Annotated in this window: 21 protein-coding genes and 1 pseudogene; 11 read left to right on the top strand and 11 right to left on the bottom strand. The window is 53.7% G+C overall.

Annotated elements, in window-relative coordinates:
- The 8 genes and pseudogenes from RBH20_RS19285 to RBH20_RS19320 form a co-directional block, all read left to right on the top strand.
- Positions 1-357 (top strand): annotated as a pseudogene (locus RBH20_RS19285) (hypothetical protein); the annotation flags it as partial.
- A complete protein-coding gene (locus tag RBH20_RS19290; protein WP_306711747.1) occupies positions 354-1202 on the top strand; it encodes a hypothetical protein in 849 nt (282 codons plus the stop codon). The pseudogene RBH20_RS19285 and the gene RBH20_RS19290, both read left to right, overlap by 4 nt.
- Before the next feature lie 2 nt (positions 1203-1204).
- On the top strand, positions 1205-2914 hold the full coding sequence (locus RBH20_RS19295) for a hypothetical protein (protein ID WP_306711749.1): 1710 nt from the start codon (positions 1205-1207) through the stop codon (positions 2912-2914).
- Positions 2914-6168 carry a VirB4 family type IV secretion system protein gene (locus RBH20_RS19300; protein WP_306711751.1) on the top strand — a complete coding sequence of 1085 codons (3255 nt, stop codon included), beginning with the start codon at positions 2914-2916 and terminating at the stop codon, positions 6166-6168. Before RBH20_RS19295 ends, RBH20_RS19300 begins: the two co-directional genes overlap by 1 nt.
- A gap of 5 nt (positions 6169-6173) precedes the next feature.
- A complete protein-coding gene (locus tag RBH20_RS19305; protein WP_306711754.1) occupies positions 6174-6551 on the top strand; it encodes a hypothetical protein in 378 nt (125 codons plus the stop codon).
- Positions 6548-7012, top strand: coding sequence for a hypothetical protein (locus RBH20_RS19310; protein WP_306711755.1), 465 nt, complete (start codon positions 6548-6550; stop codon positions 7010-7012). Before RBH20_RS19305 ends, RBH20_RS19310 begins: the two co-directional genes overlap by 4 nt.
- Positions 7009-7764, top strand: a complete 756-nt coding sequence (locus tag RBH20_RS19315; protein WP_058992357.1) for a relaxase/mobilization nuclease domain-containing protein — start codon at positions 7009-7011, stop codon at positions 7762-7764. The genes RBH20_RS19310 and RBH20_RS19315 overlap by 4 nt, the downstream gene beginning before the upstream one ends.
- Positions 7761-9980, top strand: coding sequence for a type IV secretory system conjugative DNA transfer family protein (locus tag RBH20_RS19320; protein ID WP_306711758.1), 2220 nt, complete (start codon positions 7761-7763; stop codon positions 9978-9980). Before RBH20_RS19315 ends, RBH20_RS19320 begins: the two co-directional genes overlap by 4 nt.
- 630 nt (positions 9981-10610) lie before the next feature.
- Here RBH20_RS19320 and RBH20_RS19325 read toward each other — a convergent pair.
- The 8 genes from RBH20_RS19325 to RBH20_RS19360 all read right to left on the bottom strand — a co-directional run bounded on the left by RBH20_RS19325 (position 10611) and on the right by RBH20_RS19360 (position 17622).
- Positions 10611-10901, bottom strand: coding sequence for a hypothetical protein (locus tag RBH20_RS19325; protein ID WP_058992359.1), 291 nt, complete (start codon positions 10899-10901; stop codon positions 10611-10613).
- 124 nt (positions 10902-11025) lie between these two features.
- Complete coding sequence (locus RBH20_RS19330) at positions 11026-11574, bottom strand: hypothetical protein (RefSeq protein WP_306711761.1); 549 nt, start codon at positions 11572-11574, stop codon at positions 11026-11028.
- A gap of 177 nt (positions 11575-11751) precedes the next feature.
- Positions 11752-12147, bottom strand: coding sequence for a hypothetical protein (locus tag RBH20_RS19335; RefSeq protein ID WP_306711763.1), 396 nt, complete (start codon positions 12145-12147; stop codon positions 11752-11754).
- 38 nt (positions 12148-12185) lie between these two features.
- The gene (locus RBH20_RS19340; protein ID WP_050038651.1) at positions 12186-12419 is read right to left on the bottom strand and encodes a hypothetical protein; all 234 of its coding nucleotides are present in this window, start codon (positions 12417-12419) and stop codon (positions 12186-12188) included.
- Positions 12420-12557: 138 nt separating this feature from the next.
- Positions 12558-13127, bottom strand: coding sequence for a hypothetical protein (locus RBH20_RS19345; RefSeq protein ID WP_306711766.1), 570 nt, complete (start codon positions 13125-13127; stop codon positions 12558-12560).
- Positions 13128-13287: 160 nt separating this feature from the next.
- On the bottom strand, positions 13288-15135 hold the full coding sequence (locus RBH20_RS19350; RefSeq protein ID WP_306711768.1) for a hypothetical protein: 1848 nt from the start codon (positions 15133-15135) through the stop codon (positions 13288-13290).
- Positions 15136-15194: 59 nt separating this feature from the next.
- Positions 15195-16571 (bottom strand): hypothetical protein, encoded by a 1377-nt coding sequence (locus RBH20_RS19355; RefSeq protein WP_306711770.1) that lies wholly within the window; start codon positions 16569-16571, stop codon positions 15195-15197.
- A gap of 52 nt (positions 16572-16623) precedes the next feature.
- Complete coding sequence (locus RBH20_RS19360; RefSeq protein ID WP_306711772.1) at positions 16624-17622, bottom strand: hypothetical protein; 999 nt, start codon at positions 17620-17622, stop codon at positions 16624-16626.
- A 95-nt stretch (positions 17623-17717) separates the two neighbouring features.
- On the opposite strand from RBH20_RS19360, the gene RBH20_RS19365 reads away from it, so the two are divergent.
- From RBH20_RS19365 to RBH20_RS19375, 3 genes are all read left to right on the top strand, one after another.
- Positions 17718-18446, top strand: a complete 729-nt coding sequence (locus RBH20_RS19365; protein ID WP_306711774.1) for a S16 family serine protease — start codon at positions 17718-17720, stop codon at positions 18444-18446.
- Between the two features lie 80 nt (positions 18447-18526).
- Positions 18527-18880 (top strand): hypothetical protein, encoded by a 354-nt coding sequence (locus RBH20_RS19370; protein ID WP_306711776.1) that lies wholly within the window; start codon positions 18527-18529, stop codon positions 18878-18880.
- Positions 18881-19318: 438 nt separating this feature from the next.
- Positions 19319-20710, top strand: coding sequence for an Ig-like domain-containing protein (locus RBH20_RS19375; protein WP_306711778.1), 1392 nt, complete (start codon positions 19319-19321; stop codon positions 20708-20710).
- A gap of 1350 nt (positions 20711-22060) precedes the next feature.
- Here the strand turns inward: RBH20_RS19375 and RBH20_RS19380 are convergent.
- The 3 genes from RBH20_RS19380 to RBH20_RS19390 are packed head-to-tail and all read right to left on the bottom strand — an operon-like array spanning position 22061 to position 26088.
- Positions 22061-24457, bottom strand: coding sequence for a VirB4 family type IV secretion system protein (locus tag RBH20_RS19380; RefSeq protein ID WP_306711780.1), 2397 nt, complete (start codon positions 24455-24457; stop codon positions 22061-22063).
- A gap of 7 nt (positions 24458-24464) precedes the next feature.
- On the bottom strand, positions 24465-25586 hold the full coding sequence (locus RBH20_RS19385; protein ID WP_306711782.1) for a hypothetical protein: 1122 nt from the start codon (positions 25584-25586) through the stop codon (positions 24465-24467).
- A 4-nt stretch (positions 25587-25590) separates the two neighbouring features.
- The gene (locus RBH20_RS19390) at positions 25591-26088 is read right to left on the bottom strand and encodes a PrgI family protein (RefSeq protein WP_306711784.1); all 498 of its coding nucleotides are present in this window, start codon (positions 26086-26088) and stop codon (positions 25591-25593) included.
- Positions 26089-26505: the final 417 nt, after the last annotated feature.

A 26505-nucleotide genomic window follows, 5' to 3' on the forward strand; every position in this document is an offset into this window, starting at 1 on the left:
ATCGAACCGAAGGCTGGCTTCCCGATTGCGGCAGGGAACGTCACTGTCGCAACGGGACAGTCTCGGGTCGAGCGATCACTCTCTGGCGATGATGAGATTACGGTCACCGTCGACCAAGGCGAAGTCTCCTCGGCGATAGTCACCTATCGTCCGACCCAAATCTGGTGGGAGCAAGGGCGTGCTGTCCCGGTTCGGGACACGCAAGAACGCGTTGCGTATGAGGTGGATCTTCCGGACCTATCGGAGTTCATCGACCTCGCTGTAGTGACGCTCCTGACGCTGTTGCCGGCTGTGCTGGTACTGTACGGCTACGACGTCTGGACAAGAGGCAAATTCATCGGTTGGTATAATCCATGACAAAGCAAGATATACCACGAAATAGCAGTATCGACCGCAGAACCGTGCTTGGACTCCTCAGCGGGGGTCTTGCCACGCTTGCAGGATGCAGTGGCGGGCTGTTTGATGACAGTGGCGGAGACGGCGGAAGCGCCAGCCCGCCAGAAGAGCAGTCCGACTACATCGAAGAAACATCGATTGAGATTGTCGAGAACGGCCGCCAATTGGCTCTGGAAGTGGCTGTGACCGATGAGATCGAGCCGTCATCGGTCAGCCTCATCACAGAGTCCGGGCGGGAGTTCTCCAGCGACTATTTCAGTTCTGGTGAAACCCGGATACGCCTCTCACTAACAGAAGGAGAGGACTCGAATGAACCGCTGCCTCGGGGCCAGCACACACTCTATCTCCGTGGTGACGGCGTCGAAACTAAACTCCCACTCGAACTGGGCACCACGTTTGAGTTTGAAGAAACTGTTCCTGGGACTGAGCACAAAAATATCCGCGACGATAGCTTAGGGGTGGTTGTCCGGAATGTGGGCCAGCGAACCGGCGCAGCAACGCGGACAATCCTCAATGGAGAAAACAAAGACAGCGATCCGTTTGAACCAATAGAACCTGGTGAGACGGGAATTGTCGAATTTACTTTTCTCCTCGCCAACGGCTCACACTGCGTAAAAGTTGAAGAAACGACGGTAAGGGAGGAGGAATTGACTGTTGGATTCCTCTGGAGTGACCCGGTTATCGTCACCCAACCTATCAAGTATACCGACAGGTTTGACAGCACCGGTAACGGGTGCAAACGAACCCTAGCTGGTGAGCCAGAAAGGGTCACCACAACCCCGAGAAAGACGGAGACGGAGACGTAGCAATGCAGTCGGAAATTGGTGAAGAAATCGTTAAGGAAATCGTTGAGAGGGCGATTAGAGAACTCGCGTCGGCAATTACAGCTGGCATCAGTGGTTTCCTTGCTCAAATTAAAACGCAGATAATCGATTATCTTGACGGGTTTTTCGAGAGCATTATCGACCCAATGGTGCGGACGCCTGCTCCAGAAGGGCCGAATTCAGCGGCCCCCGTCGACATTGCATTTGAGTCTGCGAGCAATGCCCCGTGGGACGCGTTAATCTCAGGCATCTACTTCGATGCAATCGTTGGGCTAGCACTCGGTATCCAGTTTTCTGTTCTAGCGATGATTGGGCTCAGGTACGGGTCGATGAACCCTGTTATCCGGAAGAAGCTCCTACGTCGCCTCGGAGTGGCATTTCTTTCGCTGTTCTTCTGGCTCCCAGTGGCCTCACTGGGGACGCAATTCTTCGACGCTATCGGAAAAGCAATCTACCGCTCCGGTCAGTCGAAGACTGAGGCAGCCGCACTAATCGGCTCAGTCCAGACAATTGCGGATCTCAGTCTGGGGATATTCATTGTTCTGATGATCGTCGGACTGTACGTCTACCTGAAGGCGGCGTTCATCTTCATCACCAGGTGGCTGCTGGTCTTCCTGATGACCCTCTCGATGCCGCTGGTCGCGACATTCTGGGCAGTGGAAGTCTGGCCGCTGAACCGCTTCTCGGGACTGGCGAAGCAGGTCGCCGGCGCGTATCCCGGCGTCCTCGCTGCGGGCATTCCACCTGCAATCCTGATCCGGATGAGCTTCGAGGCGACAAACTGGGGACTGGCCTCTGACCTGTCGCTGTTCATTAGCCTCGTGACGCTGTACCTGGCGGCAAAATCACAGAAGGTCCTCATCCAGCGCAGTAGCCGCGTTGCGATTCAACTCAGCGAGCAGGCCCTTGCCGGTGGCAAAAAGCCACTCAAGGTGGGTGCGGCGGCCACTGGTGCAGCGGCGACGGCTGGCGCTGGAGCGGTCGGTGGACCCGGCACAGCGATGGCGACCGGGGGCACGATTCGAGCGGCTTCAGGTGCCGCAAAAGGACGCGTTGGAAGCGCTGCCACGGGTGCCCAAATGGTCCACCGTCAGATGGCGGCCAACCCAGCCGGCATGAAGAGCGGTTCCAGTAGCAGTGGCTCCGGGAGCGGTGGTAGCGGTGGAAGCGGAACCAACGGCTCCGGTGGTGGCGGAAGCAGTGGCGGCGCAGGCGGTTCCGCCCCGCCCTCTGGTGGCAGTGGTAGCAGCGGGTCCGGTGGTTCAGGCGGTTCAGGTGGCTCCACTTCCCCCGTCAGTGGGGGCGGCGGGTCCAATGGCGCGTCTGCCGGAAGTGCCCTTGACAGCCGGTTCACCAACTCCAGTAACGGGAGTGCTCCATCTGGAGACTCCGATAGCGATGCTGACCCGATAGAGGAACGCCAGACAGAGGTTGAGCGGCAAACAGAACTGGAGCCTCAGACCAAGATCGAGCGCCAGACACAGGTCAACTCCGGTGACACCAGAGTCTACGAGTCTGGCTCGGACCCGCCGTTCTCCGACGAGGACAGTGCTGCAACCGGGACCGACACCGACAGTGGGTCCGATGGCTCTGAGTCGTATGACTCGCTGCAGGACGTGTTTGCGACTGATGACGATGTATTAGGGCCGGATGTGTACCGCGACGGCCTGCCCCACCGGGAGGATGACGACTAATGGCTGACTCACAAGACGAATACAACACGAACATCATTCACGAATCTCTCGGAGATACAACCAACTTCTGGGGGGACTACACGCTGGGGGAACTCATTCTGTTCCTCATCCCACCGTTTGGCTTCCTCGTTGCGATGGGGATGCCATTCGTGCCAGCAGCGCTGTTCTTCCCAACGTTGGCTCTTACAGCGGTCATCGAGGTCTTCCTCTACATCCTGCATAAAGTCCGCCCGGACCACTACCGACTGACTGAGTGGTTACGAGTCAAACTGTTCTGGCTCGTCAAAAAGCGTCAGTACACTCACGGGCAGGGCAATCAGGACACTCGTCAGGTCACACGCCTTGAGCGGATCATGCCCCACGGCGTTGAACGCGTCGACGGAGCATACCTCGGAGCAGTCGAGGTCGAACCCGCCAATATGGCCCTGCAGGATGATGAGAAGTGGCGCAAAGCCGTCAAGTCACTCACACGCCTGTCAGAGTCGCTGACTGGGCGAGCGAAACTCCACGTCACGACGGCAGAGGTCGACAACGAATCCCATATCCAGGCACACATCGACCGGCTCGAAGATCCTGACGCGAAGAGCCACTCGATCTTCCGTGGGGTATTAACCGAGTTCGTCAACCGCTACACCGACGATAACGGTAGTGTCGAGACTGAGACCGAGATCCAGCGCAAGTACTACATCATCGTCTGGGTGACCGACGATGATATCCACGACCTCCAGATGGAAGGTGACTCTGTCACGGATTATCTGGCTGGGATTCCGGTTATTGGCCGACTGTTCGGCCGGTTCGACAGTGACACACTCACCGATGCCGAGCGAGAGGAATTCAAGGCCAAGAAACTGCACGACCGGCTCCAGACTGTCGACAGGGCGGTCAACAACATGTTCCGGTGCCGCAGTCGGTCGGTCAGCCCGCACGAGCTGGCACATCTGACTGAGGACTACTGGGCCTGTGAAACCCGGTCGGAACGTGAGTACGAAGAGGCGGCCTCGGTCTCCACGGTGACGTACTCCGCACGGGAACTCATCAAGCACGGCGAGGGTGCTGCAGCCCACGACGCTGCGGAGGGCATGGACACTGACGACGTTGGCGGGACCGACTACGAGGTCGACGAGACAGACTTCGTCTCCCAACTGCACCGGCCCGGTGAAAACCACCGGTCGCTGGTCGCACCGACAGATATCGAATGGGAAGCCGAGCATGCTCTGATCGATCAAGAGACCTACACCCGCTGCTTCTGGATTGAGACCTACCCAGAGCATCCGACCAGTGGTATGCTGGAGCAACTGCTACTCGATACGGACCTTGCCGTCGATGTCTCAATCTACATTGACCCTTACGACTCGGATGCAGCGGTCTCAGTGATGAAAGAGTGGATCTCGTCGCTGAAGATGCTGCAAAACGACAAGGGGGAGCTGGAAGCGGAAGACATCGAGCAGGAGGTCAATCAGGCGAAGTACATCCGGCAGATGGTCCGGCGCAACCACACGTCGCTGTTCCGTGTCGGCGCGTTCATCCGGTTGACTGCCGAGACCGAAGAGGAACTCCGAAAGCAAACGAACCGGCTCGAAACGCTGCTGCGAGATTCACCATCGAATTGCGGGGTCAAGCGAACGACCCGCCGGCAGGAAGCAGGACTGGTGACAGTCTCGCCGATCGGGGCGAACGAACTCGGGCAGAACCGGCTCTCGTCGATGACCGGGGAAGCGCTCGGGTCGCTGTTCCCGTTCTCGTCGAACTACCTGCGGATGGACGACGGCATCGAGTACGGACTGCACGGGCACAACGACTCCTCGCTGCTGATCGACCCGTGGGAACTGGAAACCGGCCACTCAGAGCTGGTGACCGGAATGCCCGGCGGCGGCAAAACCCACGGTACGCAGGCTCGGGCGATGCGGATGCTGAAAAAGCGGTCGGACGTCAAGCAGATCTACGTCGACCCGGTCGGGGATATGCACGGCAGTGCGAAGATGCTGGATGCAAAGACGATCACAATCAGCGGCGAGACGCCGCTGAACCCGTGCGAGATGCATCCGACGCCGGACCATGTGCTCGAACAGTCTCCGGATATGCAGCCCGTCTCCGCCAAGAAAGACGAAGTGTACGGGGTCATCGAAAACTTCCTGCAATCGCGGGATGTCGATCTGGAGATGCACAGCGGCCTGATCACGTTCCTGATCGACAAGATATTCTCGGAGTCCGATATTGACCCGGCTGACCCGTCGACGCACACGCCAGAGAACTCGCCGGACCTGAGTGACTTCTTGGAGGTCGTTGACCGCCTCCAGGAAGACCCGGGAATGTTCCCGGGAGCGACAACGGAGTCCTCTCAGGAGAAAATCCAGCAGTACGCAAACGAACTCTCGATTGCGCTGCATCCGTTCCGTCCGGGGAGTACGTTCGGCAATCTCTCGAAAGAGTCTGACTTGCGGCTGATTGATGACAGTAGCAAGGCTGTCTATCTGGATCTCCAGCAGGTCGAAGGCTCGGGGAGCGGCCTCGGCAAGCAGTCGTTCATCATGCAGTTGCTGTTGTCGACGCTGTACCAGCAGGCGAAAAACATGGAACAGAAGGTAGAAATCATCATCGACGAGGCCCACTATCTGTTCAACGACGACGCGAACTTGGAGTCGCTGAACCAGATTGCCCGCCACCAGCGCCACGCCGGGCTGCGGCTGGTGATGCTGTCTCAGACTCTCTCGGAGTTCGAGGACAAGGGCGCAGCCGAGGAAATCGCGGGGATGTGCCCGATCAAGGTGCATCACCGCGAGCCAGAACTGGGCGACGAGACAGCGAAAAGCGCTGGACTGACGAGCGAACAGCAGTCCTACATCCAGCACGCGGAAGCCGGGAAAGAATCACTGGGCGACGGTCAAGGCTACTCACAAGCGCTAGTCCGCGTCGACGAACACGGCGACTATCCGTTGACGATCAAGATGTCGTGGGAAGAGAAGCAGATTATCGACCTCGACGCTGATGCGGAAGATGCGCTGGACGTTGTTGCTCACGAGGTTGATCCCCACGTTGCTGACTTCGAAGAGTTCGTCCATTCCAAAGCAGTCGAGCAAGAGCTAACGAATCACGGATTATCGCCTGAGAAGGCTGAACACGTCCTCAATGATCTTAGCGAAGACGAGTTGGTGGACGTGGTGTCTGTAGCACTCGACCAGGCAGAGCCGGATGCAGTTATTGCCGATGGTGGTATCGAGTCGCAAGAGAGCTCGGAGTTTGACAGTACGGAGTGATTCATATGAGTGATGTCATCTCGCTACGGCTGAGTGAAGAAGAGAGAGATCAGATAGTACGGCAGGCTCGGAAGGTAGATGAAGAGCCATCGGAATATGTTCTGAACGCTGTTGAACAGCGAATTGACCGTGAGTTGAAAGAGCAACGAGCCAATGAGTTGAATCTTGAGTCGGAACTTGGTGATCTAGCAGATATTGTCGCGGCAGAGGTTGACGGGGCAACAGACATCGACACGGATCAGGAACTGTTCTACTCGGTAGCGCTGTGGGACTTAATTTCATCTGAGTTCCCAGCAGACAAGCGCGCTGCTGCGATGGAAGGTGCGTCAAAGAAAGTCCAAGAAGAGGTTGCAAACATCCGAAACAAGGAGGGTCAGGAATGACTGAGAGAGATACCCTACTCCAGATTTATACGACCGAAGCGTACAAAGAGTGGTTTGACCAGTTGGCTGACGAAGCGGGCACGTCCACCTCGAAATACGGACACGAGGTAATTGAAGAACACATCGACCGAGAAACTGGGGAGGACCAGTATCGCCGGTACAACACTGACACGAGCATAGAGCTACTGCTAGAAGAGGCACAGCGCGAGGTGAAAGAGCTGTTAGCGGAGTTTGAGTCTGGAACGATGGAGGAGGTGAAGACCATTCAGGAGGTCAGAACAGCATACACCATCGCGATCTGGAAACTGCTCCAAGATGACTACTCAGCTGAAAGGCGACGGCTAGCGCTGAAATTTGCTGGTGAGCATGTTGGACAAGATCCGTGCCTCGAATCAAGAGAGGAAGGCAACTCTGAGTCAGCTTCCCCGTCTGCTGTTGAATCGGCAGGTGAGAGCGCATGATGCTGAAAACAGACTATCAAGAAGGTGGTGCAGGGAACCTCGTCGATTACATTCAGCGTGATCGTGAACAGGACGCCGGAGCAACAGTTGACCTACGGAATCCCGCTGGCCGAGAACTGTCCGATCCAGAGGTGAATCGGTTTGTCGACAAGAGCCGAGAGTTCGGATTCCAGCGGCACATGATCGTCTCTCCTGACCCCACGGGACAATATTCGCCAGAAGAAGTCCGTGCCAACACCCGGGAATTCATGAACAGTGAGTTCGCCCAGCAGCCGACGACTGACTACGTGTATGGGGTCCACCGGGACACAGAGTTCCCACACGCACACATCGCGGCGACTGGCGAGCGCGCAGAGTTGGAGATGGACCGGGAAGACATCCGACAGCTACGCGAACAAGCAGCCACCGCATACGAAGAGCCCGCTCGAACGCGAGACCCAACGGCCGCTGCTCGTGACTCACCAGACAGTCCCGTCCGAGTCGTAGATCAAGAGGCCCGGGAGCAATACCACGAAGCGGAATTGTCGCTGAACCCCGAAGCTGAAAAAGCGCTCAAGCGGGCGACTGAGAAGAGTCAGCAGAAAGACGCCGGACAGCCCACGGCTGAGAAAGCGACTGGTGAGCGCCAAACTGAGCCACTCTCAGAACGTGCTGCGGAGAGGGCCGAAGAACAACCGGAACCTGAACGCGAACCCGAAGTTGATCTTGAACGCGAGCAGGAACCCGAGCGCGAAGTTGGGTGGTGGCAGTGAGTTCGAGTTCCTCTGCGCCACTAGGACAACGCTCTGGGGAGGTTCCGAATAGTCTCAAGTACGACAACGTCGTTGGGTTCGTCTGGGCCGGGTTCATGCTGCTGTTCCCGCCGATGATTGTCGATAGCGACAAGATCCTCCCGAAGCGGTTCTGGGCGTGGCGCTACATCTACCTCGGGTTCGGACTGATTAGCGCGGCATTCTTCTATGACGTGCTGGTCCAGACACCCAGCGTCGCACTGCTGTTCCCGTTCGCACACGTTCTGGCTGCTATCTCGGTCGGGACACTGTTCGCTGACTTCACCGTGCCCGGATTGTCGCTGCCGATGGTCTCGTACTCGACGACGGTGATTCTGTATGCTATTTCAGTCGGCATCGTGTTCTCCGGAGAACTGCTCCGCCGGACCTCGCCGGAAATGCTCGCGATGAACCGGTGGGACCACGACGACGGGGAGTCTGTCGTTCCACTGGAAGAGGTCTCTCACGAACACAACGAGGCTGAGATGCCGTTCACGCTCGATCAGGATGTCTCTACAGCCGTTGTGGGCGAGACTGGTTCGGGGAAGACGTCGATGATGAAGCTGCTGGCTTACCAGTTCCCGTACTACAGCGACACGGCGGTCATCGCCCACGATACCGGCGAGGACTTCCAAGAGTTCTACGCGGAATTAGGCTTTGAGGTTCAGCGCATCCGCCACGAAGATAGCGATGTGGTCTGGAATCTGTTCAAGGATGCTGATTCGGAGTCAGACTTCCGTGAGGTCGCCGGCGCGATCTTCGGTGAGGCCGACGGCCATGACCCGTTCCACCGACCCGCCAAACAGACCTTCGCAGAGATGCTGATGTATCTCCATCTCAGTGCGAAAAAGAACAATCGCCGCCATGCGCTCTGCCATGCCGATATCGTCTCCTTGCTCAACGAGGGCCACATTGCCCTCAAGAAAGCCCTCGACGAGTTTGACCGGCTGGACTCGGGTCACATTGACCCTGACAAGGGGAAAGGCGCACAGAATGTCTACCAGACGATCAAGGAGAATGTCGACCCTGTCTTCACTGGCGACTTCGGGGAGTACGGGGAGTTCTCGCTGCAAGAGTACATCGAGAACCCGGAGGGGCGGGTCCTCATCATCGACTCGAACCCAACGGAACTGGAAACGCTCGGGCCGATGTACCAACTGCTCGTAGACTGGTCGATCCGCTATGCGATGAATTCTTCAAACCCGACGGTCCACATCCTCGACGAGATTGACGCGCTGCCGTCGCTCACGCAGGTAACGAACCTCACGGCCCGGGGACGGAAGCATAAGGCTCGCGCACTGGTCGGCGTCCAAACCATCGGCCAGCTCAAGGACACGTACAGTACTATCTCTGGGATTGTGGGCAACTGCCCACAGGGAGTCTATTTCGGCCCGGGTGACACGGAGTCGACGGACTTTATCCTCGACGAACTTGGCGAGAGTCGTCAGTACGACCGTTCTGAGATGGTGTCGATGAGCCACCAGGGGCGCGGCGAGAACCCACGAACGCAGGCTCGGGACACGTACAAAGAGAAGGATAAGACGCCGATCACCTCTGGTCTGCTCCGAGACTTCCAGCCCGGTGAGTGCGTTGCCGTCTCTCGAACGACATGGGTCCACGGCCAGTCGTATGAACTGGAGGACGTTCGCGATAGTCTTCCGGAACAGGGTGCGGAGTCACCGGGCAGTTCGGAACCGGAACCTTCCGAGGATGACACCGAACTGGAAGAACATGACAGTTGGCTCTCGCTCGCTCAGTCGCAACTCGGGGAATTGGTTCGTGAGTCAGACGATGAGATTGAAGACGACGACTCGACGAACAGTGAGCCGGATCGTGACCATGACGTCGAGCCGACTGTCGACGCGACAGATGGGTTGGGCGACGACGATTCGAGCGACCCACTCGACCAGACAACAGCAAACACTGCTGTCACGTCTCCGGATGCAGACCACTCAAACCTATCAGATTCAGAAGACAAATCTACTGGTGTCGATCAAGGCCCAGACTCGGACGACAACACTGGGGGACTCTTCTCTGAGTCGGAGCCAAATCCCAGCATAGGCGGAACGGAATCTGCCGAGCAGGAAGGCGGTGAATCACCAACTGAATCAGACGCAGAGGGAGACTCAGATGAGACTGAAGATCGGGACGAAACCGAATCGAGAGAGCAGGGGCGAGACGTATCTGAGTTTATGTAACCGATCACTGCTATTGGCTCTTCTCTTTTGATAATAAAGCTAACACTTAGCTACCATTCTACGATCAGAATATCTGCCCTCTTCCTCATAATCAAATTTGTTCTGGGCGACTCTCCGCTCAAATATCAAAATTTGGTAAATTCCTTTATTTCTATCACTATCACCTCGAAATCGCAAGATGGCGTCGGTTTTGCCCGGTTTGAATCACCGGCACTGAATTATCACCCTCCGACTGAACTAGTACCAAATCGCAAGACGGCGGCGGGGTAATTCACCGATATACCCGGATTGTTTACACTCTTTATCTTGTCCGCAGGGATTCAGTCGTGAGGCGGATGAGTTTGACGAGAATACATAAGAAATAGAACATAGATATCGGTGGCGCATCGCGGAACTCGGATGGGGTGAGAGCTGCCCGCACAGTCCTCGCAAGCACCTATTGGAATACAGATATATCTCGGCACACCTGGCAGTGTCTGAGTGGAACTGCACACGACGGGCCAACCCACACGAGAGTCATGCGATTCCGGTGCCCCAAGCACGCCATCGGTTCACCGACGTCCAGCGCCACGCCGATCACGGACCCATCCGAACTGAGCCAGAGTTGGCAGACCCACGTTCGAGTCGCGCTCACTTCGAGCCTTCATGGCGCACAACTCGCCACTCACTGACTGAGGTCCACACCACCTTGTCCGGAGCTTTGTATCTGAATCCTAATAGGTTAACCTCGCATTGGTTTCGTCGCAGATATTCATCGTAATTCGGGAGTTCGTTTGTGATGCCATTCCGGTTCTGGTAGTCTTGGTTGGCGTATTTATTGAGACCAATGGACTTGGCGACTCCGCTCTTGAAGCCGCCTGCGCCGCCGATGGCTGCAGCGGCGGCGATGGCGGGGAGGCCACCACTAGCCGTCCCAAGCATGAGACCTGTACCACCACTCGTTGAGGTGGCTAATGGGTCCTGAACCGTGGTATTGGTCGCTGATGAACGGACACGAAACGGTCGCTGACACCGGTTTGGAATGGTTGCCGTCGTATTTGGTGCTCTATGTTGCACCGATACCATCGCCGACGATGTTGAGTTTCCCGATACCTTCGACGCGATACTCTGCCGGTGGGTCTTCGCCCATGTTGAGGTAGATATCCCGAATTTGGGCCATCAGGTGTGACATAATCACATCAGCGAATTCTTCTTCATACTCGAACCCGTCAGCGAATTCCAGTTCCGGCATCGCAAAGATGAGCTCCTTGTTGGGGTACGACGGATTCGAGCCGATGCGGTGCTCACTACCATCGGTGAGTTTGTAGTCGATAACCACGTCTGACACGTCGAGTACTTCGCTATCATCGAAGTGGACGGCTAAGTTGACGATAATCGACTCTTGGTTGACGGGACTATCGTCGATGTACTGCATCGGGTTTCTGAGCGCTTCGTAGTACTCCCGGAAATCTTCTAAGAATTGTTCCATGGGGTAGTTGCTGAATGCCTCGATACCAGCCTTGATGTGTTCTGGCCGCCACATCGGGCTCAGGATATCCGCCTCCGGGAACTCCTGTTGGGCCGCGAACCGTGCCCGAGCTTCGACCTGAGTCATTATTCGCTGCTCTTCATCGGTTCGTTCTTCTTTTTTATGTGGGTAATCTTCATTCTCATGACCTCGGACTGTACCATCCCACATTACAACTATCCAATGCCGTGAACCGTTTTCATCATATACCTCTACTCCAATTCCCTGTTCTGAGTCAGAACCAGTTATTTTTGTTTTCATGAATTATCGAAGCTCATCAGTATCTGTTGTGCTACCGAAACCACTGGCACTCTCAGCAGCCCCTTGCGCTTCTTCGGCAGCCACTCTGGATTGAGCCATGCTTTGCTTGAAGTCTGAGTAGGCGCCAACGGTCAGGTCTGAGACAGCAGAGGCCGTGTTGGAAATGCCGTCCCGAAGGCCTTGCTTGTTCATTTGTTTTCCAGCGAAGGTGATTGTTCCGGCGAGGGCGACAGTCCCGGCGGCAACGGCGAGACCGCCAGAGAGTCCGACTGCGGTGGCAGCGGCTCCGGCCACTGCGCCCCCGGCTGGCCCCATCATCTCCCCGAGGAGTTTGCGGCCCGACTGCATTGAATCCTGTTCGTAGTCTCCCACGCCGACCGCATCGTGATTTGAGTTCATTAATCACTGGTGTCTCAAACGGAGCCGTTGGTTCACTATTACTCCATATGCCTGTCATCCCAGACGTTGGTCACCGCCCCTCCAAGCATGACGAGAACCGCCCATTGAAGCGTCCAGATAAGCCCGATTACAGTGCCAGCGATGATCAATAAGAGCGAGACAATCATGTCGGGCACCTCGGGCCTGTCAGTCAAGTGCCGAACGTACATTCCAGTCCCAATAAACTGTGCCACTGCAAGCAGCCCGAATAGCCCCCAACTGTATTCGACCATTAATTCAATACAGCATTTATTTTGGAATATAATTTCTGATATTATCCTGCTAAAAACTCTGATTGCGTCTGTCTCTTTGCATCAGTGCCAACGAGTCGGCCAGTCAGTGTTGGACTCTTCGCTTGTTCAGGTCTTGTATCAGCCATCCGGCCGGGAGACAAGGCCATCGTGAAGGGTCGCCGTTTTGCCGATGCCTTCGACCTGGTATTCGGTGGGTGGTTCTTCGCCCATGTTGAGGTAGATGTCCCGAATCTGGCACATGAGATTGCTGACGACGAGTGCTTGGAATGACTCGGGGAACTCGAAATCATCACGTTCGAACGTTAGTGCTGGGAGCGTGACGACATGCGAGTCAGCGTGTGCAGGTTCATCAACATCTCGATTCGTTACCTGCGTTTCCCCATTCTTGTCCGTGTATTGAATGGTTGTTGCTGAGGAGCCGATAAACTCATTATCATCTGAAATGTGGATGAGTTTTCGAACCCGGTCAACGGATTGGACATCGTCGTTGATGCGCTCGCCCGTGTGGTCCCGAACGGCATCGTAATACTCGCGAAAGTGTTCAGCAAATGTCTCCGTGGGCAGGGTACGCATAACTTCCATCGCTCGCTCTATCTCGCCCGGGAGCCAGGCCGGGTCTTCAATAATGTCTTCGTCTTCGAAGTGAGCGTGTGCCGCGTATTCAGCGCGTATGCGGACCTGCTGCATGATCCGCTCTTGTTCGTCCGTGCGCTCTGAAGCCTCAAGAGGGTATGTCTCTTGTGCGTGATTGAGTACTGTCCCATCCCAATTTATTCTGATTATGTGTCTGTCGCCGTTATTATCGTATACTTCTACACTGCAATCTTCCTCGTCATGGCCGCGTATTTCAGTTTTCATAATCTTTCACATTTTCACTGTCGAAGCCACTACCAGCTTCAGCATCGCCAGTCGCTCTCTGAGTGTCTTTCTGGCCCGGTGAGAAGCCAACCCAATCGCGGACACTGTCAGCGACATTGCTGGCGTCTTTCGGAACTTCGTTTTTGATACCATCCAAGCTCTGGTAGTCTCTGTCGAGCTTATCGAGACCAATGGACTTGGCGACTCCGGTCCCGAAGCCGCCTGCGCCGCCGATAGCCGCAGCGGCGGCAATGGCGGGGAGGCCACCACTAGCCGTCCCAAGCATGAGACCTGCACCAGCAATCCCGCCTTTTGCGATTGACTTGAACGCACCTTTCTTGCCGCCGGCTTTGAGGTGGTCGCTGAAGTCTTTGTCGCCAATTTCGCCGATGCCTTCGCTCAGCGCATCGATGTTGTCATTCTCGAAGGCCTGTTCGATAATTTCTTGTTGGACCTCCTCTGATTTCTGGCGGAACTCGTAGCTGCTCATCCCGTCGAGGTCATGTTTCTGGGCAGGGTCCTCATCCGTCCCGTGGCCCGGTTTATCTCTGATGTCCCGCACGGACTCCATCTGGTATGAGGAGTCGCTGACCGACGGCTCTGATGGCTGTGAGTCAGCACTGCCACCATCCGGAGCCACTGCTGAGGTGGCTGACAGCTCCTGGGCCGTGGTATCGGTCGCTGCTGAACCCGGCTGGCCGTCATCAGATCTCCCACCCGTTGGGTCGGTCGAGGGGACAACGCCTCCAGACGACGGCCCGGAGCCGCCACCCCCACTGCCACCGATGCCGACCGCGCCAGCAACTGTGTTTTTGCCCTTCGACAGGCCCTTCGAGGCACTCCCCATAGCCATCTGGGCAGCGCCACCCAGCGAACCAGCGAACATCGACAGGGTGTACATTATGGTCAGGCCAGCCATCGCAGCAATTGTCATGGCTGGCATTGCCATCTGAATCAATGGGTTCGGACCGCTGGCGAAGACCGCTGTGGTGGTCCCACCTGTTGCTCCGCCGCTGAAGGTTGAGAGTGTTCTGGAGGTGAATTTTGTGCCAACGGCGAAGATACCCGCGATGAGTATCCCACCCGGAATCAACATCCCGGTTGCTTTGAACAGTTTCTCGGCCAGTTCTTTCCCGTACTTGAGCGGCCCAACGTCAGCCACCCAGAAGAGTATCAACAGCGGGAACAGCCCGTATGTGAGACACACCACCACCTGTCTGGCGACCAGGACGACGAACAACAGGACCTGTGAGAGCACCACGACGAGCAAAATCGCGATTCCGTACAGCAACAGCACAAACGACCCTGCGGAGGTCTGTGCAACAGGATTGCTCGGCAAGTTAGCGTTCAGACTGACGCCTTTGAGGAACAGGTCGATACTCTCATTCGAGATCGCAAACGCCCACGCGAAGGCGCCACGACTAAACAGCGTGCCAGACCCGGGTGGGTTGACGATGAACAGCGACAGTGTCGCCGCCAACGCTCGTGACATAAACCGATACGGGTCCATCTTCTCGTTGTCAGGGAACAACTGGAACAGTCCCAGATATGCCAGTCCGAAGACTCCCAACAACGAGAAGTAAATCACCATCGAGAGATCCCACATGCTCTGGAACTCGTCAAGCAACGACGGCTCCAGTTGTAGCATCTCGGAAAGGACGCTCGAAAACAGGATCTCGATCAGCTCGAACACTGCTTTGAACAGTTGTTCATTAATCCACGTGATGAGACTCTCAAGCCCGATGTCAACGACCAGAAGCGGAGCTACGAGTGACACAGCCAGCCGCTGACCGTGCGTTGACTCGTCCTCCAGACGCCCTGGCCCCGACCCTGCCATCTACTTCATTTTTATATTTCTTTGTATTAATATTTTCTATACAATACTAAAATAATTCCTCAGTCGGATGTCCTTCGCTGTGATCGTGAGCCTGTTTCGGAGTCCGCCGCGGAATCACCTGATTCGGCCTGCTGTTCGGATTGAGCGGTCGAGACATCCGTCAGCGATTGTGCGCTTGGGGACATGGTACTGGCAGACCTACCCGAGGCTTGATTGCCAGCAGTTCCACCCGGCTTAACGCCAGCCTTCGCTCGCTTCTTGACGCCTTTTTTCGCTTGGTTCATCCCTTTCTTTGCAGTCGCTTTCACGCCCTTCTTGACTCCCTTCTTTGCAACCATTTTCCCGCCCTGTCCAGCGAGTGATGCGGCAGCGCTTGCACCACTTGTTGCAACCGCGGCACCGACCTGTGCGATGCCTGTGACAGCACTTCCCACAACGCCTAACATCTGTGTCAGCATCAGTGTCGGGAGGACGAGAATCCCGATGATGATGACGGCTTTGATAAGGAAATTAAGGATCACATCGCCACCACCTGAGCTAGCGAACACACCGCCCTGGACAGGCGGTCCACTTACTGCTGATTGAGCCGGTGGCGTTCCACCAGCGAATATTTGACTACTTCCACTGATGAGGCCGAGTCCGACGGTAAATACGGCCGCTATGAGGATACCACCAGCAAGAAGCATCGTCGAGGTCTTGAACATTTTCGACGCGAGCTTACTCCCGTATTTGAGCGGCCCATGGTCGACTACCCACAAGATAATAAGTACCGGATACAGCCCATATGTGACCAGAACTATCACTTGTCGTGCCACGAGCAGGACTAGCAAAACGATTTCAGCAAGAAGTATTACCTTGCCGATGAGGATGCCCGCTGCAAGCAACATAAAGGGACCGCTCAGCGCACCAGCGATTGTGCCACTCTGGAAGGAAATAGATGTGCCAACCTGACTGAGATACCATTCGGAGAGATTATTTGTGACGACAAAGGCCCACGCAAATGCTCCCTTGCCGAAGAGATTCGCACCCCAGCCCGGTGGATTCACAATCCAAATTGATGTCGTTGCAGCGAGAGCACGAACACCAAACCGGTAGGGATCCGTCTTCTCTGTACTGGGGAACAACTGGAACGACCCAAAGATTGATACTGCATACAACGAAAGCAGCGCGAGATGGATTGTCACGCTGACCTGATATATTGATTCGAACTGCTGGAGGTACGAAGGATCGATCCGGAGAAACTCTTCTATGATATCTGAGAATAGCTTCACTATAAGATCGAATATGGCGGCGAATACGCTGTTAGCGAAATCTCGAAGGGGATCTCTGAGACCGGCAAGAACCAGTGGGACCGGCTGGTCGGTAGCGGCGGGGAAGACAGTTAGCGGCAACTGAGTGTGTTCTAGCACAGACCTGATTTGAAAGGTGAAACTCATTGTCTTCCCCCGGAGCAGAACTGTCGATACGCGCTGGCTGCACAGGTACCTGTCATAATAGATCCATGACTAGTTTGAACCCGATGAAGTCGATTATCAGTAAGGGTGTGATGAGGAAAAAGAAGTCCTCAATATACTGTATGAGCTGTCCATGAGTCGAGAACTGTCCATCAGGGACAGAATCATTGACCGTGGCCCCACCGGCAAACGTTCCGCTGGAGGCACTATCATACGTGCTGAAATCAGTTAGCAGCGTACTTGACCAAATTAACGCAGTCACTAGTATGCCAAACAACATTAACTTTGCACTCACTTTGATGAATTTTTCACCCATGGCATTGACACGCTTCCATGGCCCGACGCTCACGAGTTTAAATGCAAGTAATAGCGGCAACAGCGCGTACGTTACGTAGATAATCAACATACGCAGAACGAGTATCAGTATCAGGCCAAGTCCAGTGATGAGCATAAGACCTGCAGCAAGTAATCCCCAGTTGTAGCCGACGTACAATCCGACTTCGTCCATTACAGCCCGGGTAATTGTTACGCCAATACTGAGATCATAGGATGTTTGATAGTACAGCCCAGTGAGTGTGTGCGTGAACGCAACAAAAAACGCTATCAGCTCACGTGACATCAAGATTGCTACGAAGTACTTTGTCACCTTTTCCAGATGCAACTGTAGATCAGCTGAATCCGCTCCTGGGAAATACTGCGCCATCAAGAGGATATACAGAAACGACAGGCCAGCCACTGCCACATACGCACTGAATGATATCTTCCAGAGCGTATTTAATACGCTAACGTTCGCCGGATTGGGGTAAAAAAGGAACATCTCATAACCGAGAGAGAATATCATCGACAGAGTGTCCAGAAGCCCCGAAACGGCGTTCGTCAGAAACCATTCGATTCCGTTTTTGAACAGTTGGTATAGGTCGGGGATGCCCGGGAAGTCAATCTGAAGTAGCAACAACGCAGCCACTACCCCACGAGTGACAGTGGCTTGCTCTGCAGTCCCTTCCGATTTTTTTCTCCTCCCGTCAATTACCATTTCAAATATTCGGTCCGTGAATTTAGATGTTTATTCCACTAAGGTAAAGGTTATTATATACCAGATACTTCTTTGTATATGCAGAGGATTGTCCTGTGAATACGGACCGTACACTCATCCTATTGCTGGTTGGCATCGTTGTTCTGAATCTGAGCTGGACAGGCGCAGTCAATAACCGGACCGGATCGCTTGAAAGTCGCGTTGAGACTGTTGAACAGGATCAAGAATCTATGGCCGTCTTTGCAGGTACGAACCAATCACGCAGTGATACGACATCTGCCACGGCGTCATTGTATGCGTACAACACAGCCACAGGCAAGGCAACGGTCGTGCCGGCGGAAATAGATGCTGTCCCAGCCAGCGGCGTATATCTGGACGTAGCGCCGGTCGCACATACTGCTACGGTTCAGCGTTCCATCGTGCATGCATGGTCAGTAGCCAACGAGAGCCAGTCTCCGCCACCATATCGTGGCACTGTCATCAGGATCAACCCGCCAGAGAGTTGGGATACCGTTGGCGGTGGGAGTGCTGCACTTTCATTGGCATCTGGATTTGCTGCAACGAACCCCTGTATTGAATTGAACGGAAGCGTCGCCATGACTGGCGGTCTGACGCGGTCTGGGACGGTTATTGAGGTGCAACACGTGCGTGAAAAGGCCGTTGCAGCAAAAGATCGGGGCGTTACTGTGTTTGTGGTTCCACAGGGACAAGCAGTGGATGTGGATGGCATTCGAGTCGTTGAGGTCGCAACCTTCGCCGAAGCGACCAACTACACTCTGGGACGAACTCCCGTATGCCGGTCTGAGGCGGCAAAACTAAATTGAGTATGCCGGATAAATGTTAATGCATGCATGATAGTTCAAAAACCACTAGACTTATTTTATAGCAGCAAAATCTGTATAATATGGCACAGTGGAGTGCTGGTATGGAAAGAATTGACACGAAAGAAATATTCAAGATCATGATACTGACATTCGTGGTCTTGAACGTCTTCGTAAGCCCCGTCGCAGCAGATACCGCCGATAAACAGAAAAAAGAGCTCAAAAACCAAATGAATCAGGTCGGTGATTTCCTTGCGATTGTCATCGCTGCAGTCGCAATTCCGAACGGTGCTTTCGGTGTGTTCCAGTACATGACAGCTGGCACCGACAGCGAACAGAGCGACACGGGACGGAAACGAATCCGAAACTCCTTCATTGGCGTGGCAGGGGCTACCGCTGTGATGACAGCTGTACAGTTGTTGAACGCTCTCATCTAAGGTGTAGTAAGCGGTCACGTCAGTTTCAATATCATGCATCAACTTATCTGGACCTCAGGAATCATTTTTTTCGTGGTCCTTGCCCTGTCGCTACCTGCACAGGGGACGTTATCAGGGGCAGAAGAGCGAGTTTTCCTCTCCGGAGATGTCGACAAAGACCCAGACTCAGTGTCCGGTGACCTGAGTGACGGGGGCAAGACATTTGCGAAGATTGGCGATTTGACATTCCGTACAAGTAAGCCCCAGTACGAAATTACGGACACCACTTTGCATGATTACCAACGGAACAGCTTAGATCGGTTAGACACCGGTGTGCGCCACGCACGGGCCATGCCGCAATCCGATCAGCGAAACACTGCACTAATAAAAAATGCACACGTAACGTTACTCGGGATTCACGGTGGTGCACAACCGCAATTCAGTTCCAGGTCATCACCGATGTTTATTGGCGCCGACGGAACTGTCCTGAACCACGCTGACTACCGCGTTCCAGAAGACATTCCTAGAGACGGTAGCTGTTCTGGCAAAGATTACGACACTTCTGACTGGGATGTTGACGAAGACGGGAGAGACGAGGAAGTCTACATCGATGGCTCCCAGACGTGCTGGGAGTACGAACTGCACACAGAGATGAAACGCTGGGTTACTGTTGATGGGAGGCGCATATCCGGAGGTGATACGATCTCTTACAGCGGCCTATCGTCGAATTCACCCCAACAACTCACTGTCCACGCCGAAATCTCAGTCAGAGTTGAACGCACAACAAAAAAATACAACTGGGATCCACACGATGGATATGGCGATGCTCCATCTGATGGAACTTGGCAGCGATCACAGACGGATGTTGATGACCGGTACCGGTTCGATCAGATCCAGGTTAGTGATAGTCAAGAAGTCGTTGTGACAGACGCGGGCGAGATTGAGGTGGAACAGACTGTTGTTGAAACCGATGGAAATATGAAACATCTTATTCTCACGATACAGGGACCACGGAACGGGCAGACTGTGTCTCCATCGAAACTCGAAGACCGGAAACTCTGGAGCTATCTGGCGATGGGTTCCGACTATTCAGTAGATGGCACGTGGCGGACGTATTCAACGCGCCAGTATGATTCAGTGAATCTATATGAGCCAGATGGTGATGTTTCGATGGATTCGAACCCGCCACACGTTCCACAGACGCAGCTGGTTGGGATGGACAGAAAACCGACAGTGACAGCGGTCGGATCTGGCTCCGCTAAGACTCAGGTTATCGGATATCAAGGGCACAACATCGATGTTTCACAATCCCTCCAATCCGGCGTGGAGATTACACCAAGACAACCAGTTGCATACCACCGCATTGTCATCACCAATGCTGAACAGCCTGTGACAGATCTAGTCACGATTCATGGACAATCGGTACCCGTAGATGTTGATAAGCGAGTGGAACGGCGCAAACCGAGTGTGAAAATAAGGCAAGTCGGCTCCGGTAATTCGTTACAGATTCACGTTGAGGACCCTGAGACAGGCCACCCCATCTCAGGCCGCAAAGTGAACCTTCAGGGAGCAGTCCCTAAGTCACCTACTGCCTCAGGCAATGCTGTAACAGACGCAAACGGAGATGTGGAAGCCACCCGTGTGAACGCATATGTCCAAGCTACTGTTGACCACGACGACTTTCAGTCCGTCTCGAATAGAGCGTTCTATGACAAGTCGACAGCGGCAAGGACATTCCTTCCGGATGTCCTCTTGCTGTCACGGCTCCATTCGCTTGTATTGACGCTTTCGTTGATAACACCGCTTCTGTTCTTGTACGGTTACATCCGGCACTTTGGCTTCTTCGAGTGAGTTGTCTCAGGACATTACTCACCCAGTTCACACACGGCTGAAAGCGGGGTCAAGCGTTCATTCGTTTCTCGTCAGCTCATGCGACAACCCGGCTACACGGACGAGTATAGTCTTCTTACTGCGACCGGCCTCAGACGCCTTCTTCAGAACGTACATGTCGCGACTTCCTGTATCGAAGTTAGATACGTTTGATGATATGGTATCCAGCTGGCGGGAGCTAACCTGTGACAGTGGGGGCTGCATAAGTTCTGAATAAATCGGGAGAGATGACGTGAGCACAACTATCCTGGTAGTCTGCTGGTTTCCACGCACTGCTGTCGGCGTTTTTCATTGGGTCTAACAGTCGCACTAATCACTCAAGCGGTAATTCCCGATCGAGCTGACTCACTGGCAGGAGATTCATACTATCCGTTCGCGTTCATCAGTGCCTTCACAGATGACTGGATATATTCGACAGTCTCTACGAAATACAGGTGGCCATCACTGGTTGACAGTCGAAACTCTGTGAGAGACAACGCCGCAGCTACTGGATACCGCCGGTTGTATCGTAAACGGACGAGACGACGTGGTTGCCAAAGGATACGCTGAGGATTTACTTCCTGATACAGTGGTCGATCAAAGGTTCGCCACTGTGTCTGTGGCTGATTTTCTAGATGTTCTCTCAGTGCACTGGTGCCCCAATTCGGATCCAGATATCCCTGTGGGTCTTTAGCAATTATACGCTGTTCGGTGTGATCTGTACTGTTGCATAACGGTACCTGAATGGGGAAGCGGTAATTAAGCCGCCGTGTGCCCGGCTGGGACTTATTCTTTCAAAACTGGTATCACTTCACTCTGGCTCAGAGGTCGCGTTTCAACACAGCAGCGTGCTCCGCTGAAAAATATACCATTTGACGGTAGTAGCAGACACTAACATACCAAACTTCTCGGAGTGTATTAGGTAAGCAAACACGGAGTGTGTGAATGACGTGTGTTGGTATCTCTACCGGCGGAGTGGGTGAGTGGACGGGGCTTGACCCGGAGCAGTTCATAGGCGCCTCTGGTATGCTGGCCGGTATGCGTTTCACATACGTCGTGACGGTAAACTGACGAACGGGGAGTTTGCTGAATCGCTCTACCTGTGGACCGCAGGTGCATGACTATACTTAGTCGGAGATTTCACACTGCTACCGGGAGATAGTCGCTCCCAACGAAGGCCAACCACTGGACTATTAACACAGAAACGATGCCATCCTGGGTATGTTCTGACTGCCATCGCTACTAGAAGAGTAACACCTGTGAAAGAGTGTGAACGTGTCGAGCGTTGCTCCAAGTCAGTGCATACCGACGAGTGGTCATCGCCATTATTTTTCAGGAGAGAGCGCTTGAAGCATTCACATTGAGTATCTGTTCGACTGCCTGCTCTTCGTGGTCCGGAATGTCGCTCCATTCAATAAGATCGTTATCGTACAGGAAAGCCCACACGTTCATATCACCATCTATGACGTGGTGCTCGAAGTCATTCGACATCACCCGCATACGCATTTTCCCAGCATCAGACACGGAGAGAAGTGATTCGGAGTAGTCTGCCGAGTTCCCGGCCTGAGCTTGGAGCACGAAGTCCCGTTCACGAGGTGTCAAGTCAAGAGCATCGATGGCTTCTTCGCCGATATCTTGATGTCGCATCAGTGCCCGAATATCACACTGGTCGTAGATTTCTTTCGCCTTCGGATCAGTCATGAACTCATCGACAGTCTGACTGATAAGCGTCAGGCCACTTCCGTAGTGGCGGCTGTGCCGGGCAAACAGGTTCAGCATATCCAGCGCCTGTTCATGACCGAGCATATAGTGTGCCTCGTCAATCATCACGACCATCTTCCCAGTACTGGCCTTCGCCCGCTGGAAGAGCCAGTCAAGCACGATGTGCATAATCAGCCCTTCGTTTGACCCATCAGCAACGCTCGAAAGATCAAACTGAACAACCCGGTCTTGCAGATGAACGTTCGTGTCTCCATTGAGGTTTGCGCGCTGTCCACCCTTCTTGAACTCTTCTAATCCAAGGAGAACACTTTGGGCATAGTCTGCGAGCCGTTCAGCTTGTTCGCGGTCCTCGATACTAGTTTCAGTATTGATCGTTGTAATTTCTGACTGAACGGTTTCTGGCACGTTGAGGAACTCACCAGGTGGTGATCCATTTGCCATTCGTGCAAGAACGTCTAACACATCCTGAATTACAGGGCTTTGCTGATTGTGCGTACTCACGTCTTTAGTAATACCCTGCTCAAGGTACGCGTAGCGGATTGCACGGCGGAGTACGCCCTCCTCCTCTTTACTGAGTTCTCGTTTCCCCTGGAAATGTGACTCGAACAGCCCCATTACACTCCGGATTTTGTCATCGTATGGGTCTCCCTCAACGTCATCAATATTATCGACCTGTTTGATGTCTAAGGGGTTAATTCGCGACCGCCCGTCAATGGTCACGCGCTGGCCGTCTACAGCTTCGACAACATCGCCGAAACCACCGACGGGATCGATAATCAGGACTTCTGTCTCCGGATCCATCATTAGGCGCCGCCACAGAGTAAGCTTGGCCAGATATGACTTCCCAGACCCGATCTTTCCGGATATCAGCATATTATGGCCCGACTGTTCGAACCGGTCCACAACAATAGGCGCATTTGTCGACATATGGAACCCCATCAGAACACCGGTCGATTCCACGACTGATCGATCAGTGAAGGGGAATGCAGTACCCAATGCATCAAGATCCATAATCTGTGTGTTCCGGATCTGATCACTCGCTAACGGCGCCATTGACTGTTGTGCCTGTAGCTGCCGGTCGTAGAGTGTTGTCACCTTTGCGTTCACTTGTGAGAGAATCTGCTTGAGTTCCTGCGTGCCTTCGTTGAGAGTGTCTTCGTCGTCAGCCAAAATCTCGAAATACACGCCGAAGTCGAATAGCTTTGTAGATCCCTCTGTTAGTCCCTCTCGGAGTCGTTCAACGTGTTGCAACTGGTTTTCTTCTTCGATGGTGTTGAGTTTCCCATCGTTCTTTTTCCGCCGGATCTGCGAGGTAAGCCGTGTCGCCCGAACATTGAGTTTCTGTTGCATCTTGTCAGAGCTTCGAGGAAAAATGTGGTATGACACACGGAGTTCTGTTCCATTAACTGACAGCCCGTTAGTGAAGAGCTTATCCAGCCAACCGGGGGCCACACGACTCGGGTAATCCGCGATAATAAGTGATCGAGCATACTTTTCAGTTCCTTGATCGCCGAGCCGTTTGATGTAACTCTTTGACTCGATTATCCGCTCAGGAGACACGGCCAACCCGGCCGATTCAGAGCGCTCGATGGGGTCATTGATTACCCCAGTCCGCCCGTTTTTGACGCTGTTTTGGTCCCGCTTGACGTTTTCAATATATTGTGCCAGTTTTTCTTGAGTGATTGTTTCGCCTGACTGCTGTAGCCGGCGTGCGGCCTCAGTCACTACGTCATCGTCAGCAGTATCCACTGACGTGTTAGAGTCGTCAGAGCTTAGTATTGAGGAAAGTGTGCTATCCGTTGGCGCGGATTGGTTCCCATCCCGAGATAAGACGGCTGATATAGCGACACCCGCTGTTCCAAGTACCATCGCCCCGCCAAACAGCAGTCCGAAGGATGGCCAGACGCCATACGTGCTAATCACCCATTCGAGCCCAAGCAGTGCATACACGGATTTTGTCATTGATGCGATGCCACCGATCTGGAACAGTATTAGCAGTTGTTGCATCGGAACTTCAGTTATTCATGTAGGTCCTCAGTGTTTGCTCATCCCCCGACTCAACAGAGTACGGACCATTCAGGAAGACGTCGTTGAGTGGTTGTTCGTTGTTGTAATAGTGGTATAGCACGCTCATGACTTGATCACGGTCGTCCAGGCGCTCAGTCTGCACATCGAACCGTTGGAGCGCTCGCTCAACTCGATTTAGGCGCGTATCAAGCTCCCGAAGGCATTGTTGCGTACTGATGTCTGTGTTGTCTGAACTGCTGAAGAAGTCGGCTATTGGCGCCAATGGACCGAACTTTTCAGCGGCCATGTCCAGTAATCCTGAGTCAGTGTTCTGGAATTGGTTTATCTGTTCGGCCGATATTGGAATCACGATGAAGAATCGTCGCTGTTTCATATCGTTATCGAGAATAAAGCGCTCAAGCCAATTCGGATACAGCCGACGACCAAGATTCACCAGTTTGCTATCAGTCGATCGGTGTCGACCCTCAGATATTACATCGTTGAGCCGTTCAACGTGATCCGAAATATCGAATTTTGTCGGATACGCAACGATTTGTATCGGGAAGTCAAGTGTTGCAAGGAAACTTGACTTGAACGCCTCGATAATTTCGGACTTCTTTTCCCCCGTGTGTATCGACCATGAACGGGGGCGAACCTCAGTAATACCGACGTACTCATCCTCACCCTTGACAATCATTCCAGCACCATCAACCCCAGTTGGGAGAGTGTCGTCTTTGGCTTCAAGTACAAACTCGAAATCGATCAAATCCTGCGCGTAGTTTGGTATCGATAATGCACCTAGCTCTGTTGGATCGGTCTGCTGAGGTGGTGCAATTCCACTCGTCTGTGTCGCAGAGTCCGCACCCTCAACTGCCCCGAAACTGTCGGCCTCAGTCGAACTCTCTTTTGATCCTCCGGACGCTGAGTTTGCCGAATTTGACCCATTGTGAGATTGACTGTCAGTGGCTTCGGATACTCCGTCGAAACCGGTTCTGGTTTTTTCAGATATGGCCTCTTGTACTTCCGTGCCACTGTCCATAGCTGCTCCATCCCTACCGTGCTCTTCTGATTTCTCGGTCACCGTTTTTTCCTCCCCTACAAATCCCGAATCTGACTCATTGGCCGTCATAGTGTTATTGTGTCTTGTCGCCGCTAATTGTGCCTATCTGCTGTGCCCTATCTGAACTCTCTTCATTGGCAAAAGCACCTGTCGCATCTTGGTAAGGAATAGGGGTCCCGTCAGACACGGATGTATCCCATTCAAAATCTTCCTCACATGTTTCTGACTGAATTCGCGAGGCTGTGTGAACCCTATTTTCGATTGAAACAGAATCGCGCTCACGCGTCCGTGGTTTCAAATAATACTCGTTTGGTGTAAGTCGACGCTTAACCGCAGCAGGTGCCCATTCTAGTGGTTGCTGGCCCTCAGGTGTCCTGATTACGACTGCAATTACACCAAGAAGCGACACCCCGATCAATGCTAGGGTTGCCACCAGCGGAATTTGGTCTATGAACAAACTGGGAAATACCATTACAAGCGGCACTGCTCCAAGTATGACTAACTCGTCAAATGTCAGTCCCATAAAAACATCTGTCCGGAGTATCTCTCCTGGAATCGGTACCGCTTTCATCTATACTCTTCTAGAACATACCTAAATTAATAAAATCTTCTGTTCAATTTATCCCATTTCATTCAGAGGGATTATCGCTAATTCGGTAGAGGACATGGGAGTGACAACCCGATAGCGTAGACGCCCGGTGCTGTCTCTGTACTATGTTATTATCCGTAATCTCCTGAGCAATCGGCACAATCTCGTCAGTGAAGCGGGAGATTTGCGTCATGGACAACCGAATCACCCTGCTTCAACTCCTTCGATTTAGCCAACTATACCGACGGTATCTAGTGATTCAACAGAGCCGACGAGAATGAAGATCGGGACGAGACTGAGTCAAGAGAAGAGCGACATAGACCATCGGAGTTCATGTAACCCATATCAATTAGCTCGCCTTCTAAACCTAAGAATTTCTATACATTCCTATTTCTGTGA

The organism is Haloarcula sp. H-GB4, assembly GCF_030848575.1.
Taxonomy (GTDB): Archaea; Halobacteriota; Halobacteria; order Halobacteriales; family Haloarculaceae; genus Haloarcula.

Excerpts from the sequence above, each read along its gene's own strand:
- RBH20_RS19360 (WP_306711772.1), bottom strand. The coding sequence starts at position 17,622 with ATGGTAATTGACGGGAGGAGAAAAAAATCGGAAGGGACTGCAGAGCAA.
- RBH20_RS19295 (WP_306711749.1), top strand. The coding sequence starts at position 1,205 with ATGCAGTCGGAAATTGGTGAAGAAATCGTTAAGGAAATCGTTGAGAGG.
- RBH20_RS19375 (WP_306711778.1), top strand. The coding sequence starts at position 19,319 with ATGTTTATTGGCGCCGACGGAACTGTCCTGAACCACGCTGACTACCGC.
- RBH20_RS19290 (WP_306711747.1), top strand. The coding sequence starts at position 354 with ATGACAAAGCAAGATATACCACGAAATAGCAGTATCGACCGCAGAACC.
- RBH20_RS19305 (WP_306711754.1), top strand. The coding sequence starts at position 6,174 with ATGAGTGATGTCATCTCGCTACGGCTGAGTGAAGAAGAGAGAGATCAG.
- RBH20_RS19340 (WP_050038651.1), bottom strand. The coding sequence starts at position 12,419 with ATGGTCGAATACAGTTGGGGGCTATTCGGGCTGCTTGCAGTGGCACAG.
- RBH20_RS19310 (WP_306711755.1), top strand. The coding sequence starts at position 6,548 with ATGACTGAGAGAGATACCCTACTCCAGATTTATACGACCGAAGCGTAC.
- RBH20_RS19345 (WP_306711766.1), bottom strand. The coding sequence starts at position 13,127 with ATGCAGCAGGTCCGCATACGCGCTGAATACGCGGCACACGCTCACTTC.
- RBH20_RS19300 (WP_306711751.1), top strand. The coding sequence starts at position 2,914 with ATGGCTGACTCACAAGACGAATACAACACGAACATCATTCACGAATCT.
- RBH20_RS19335 (WP_306711763.1), bottom strand. The coding sequence starts at position 12,147 with ATGAACTCAAATCACGATGCGGTCGGCGTGGGAGACTACGAACAGGAT.
- RBH20_RS19385 (WP_306711782.1), bottom strand. The coding sequence starts at position 25,586 with ATGACGGCCAATGAGTCAGATTCGGGATTTGTAGGGGAGGAAAAAACG.
- RBH20_RS19315 (WP_058992357.1), top strand. The coding sequence starts at position 7,009 with ATGATGCTGAAAACAGACTATCAAGAAGGTGGTGCAGGGAACCTCGTC.
- RBH20_RS19325 (WP_058992359.1), bottom strand. The coding sequence starts at position 10,901 with ATGCTTGGGACGGCTAGTGGTGGCCTCCCCGCCATCGCCGCCGCTGCA.
- RBH20_RS19350 (WP_306711768.1), bottom strand. The coding sequence starts at position 15,135 with ATGGCAGGGTCGGGGCCAGGGCGTCTGGAGGACGAGTCAACGCACGGT.
- RBH20_RS19370 (WP_306711776.1), top strand. The coding sequence starts at position 18,527 with ATGGCACAGTGGAGTGCTGGTATGGAAAGAATTGACACGAAAGAAATA.
- RBH20_RS19380 (WP_306711780.1), bottom strand. The coding sequence starts at position 24,457 with ATGCAACAACTGCTAATACTGTTCCAGATCGGTGGCATCGCATCAATG.
- RBH20_RS19390 (WP_306711784.1), bottom strand. The coding sequence starts at position 26,088 with ATGAAAGCGGTACCGATTCCAGGAGAGATACTCCGGACAGATGTTTTT.
- RBH20_RS19330 (WP_306711761.1), bottom strand. The coding sequence starts at position 11,574 with ATGACTCAGGTCGAAGCTCGGGCACGGTTCGCGGCCCAACAGGAGTTC.
- RBH20_RS19355 (WP_306711770.1), bottom strand. The coding sequence starts at position 16,571 with ATGAGTTTCACCTTTCAAATCAGGTCTGTGCTAGAACACACTCAGTTG.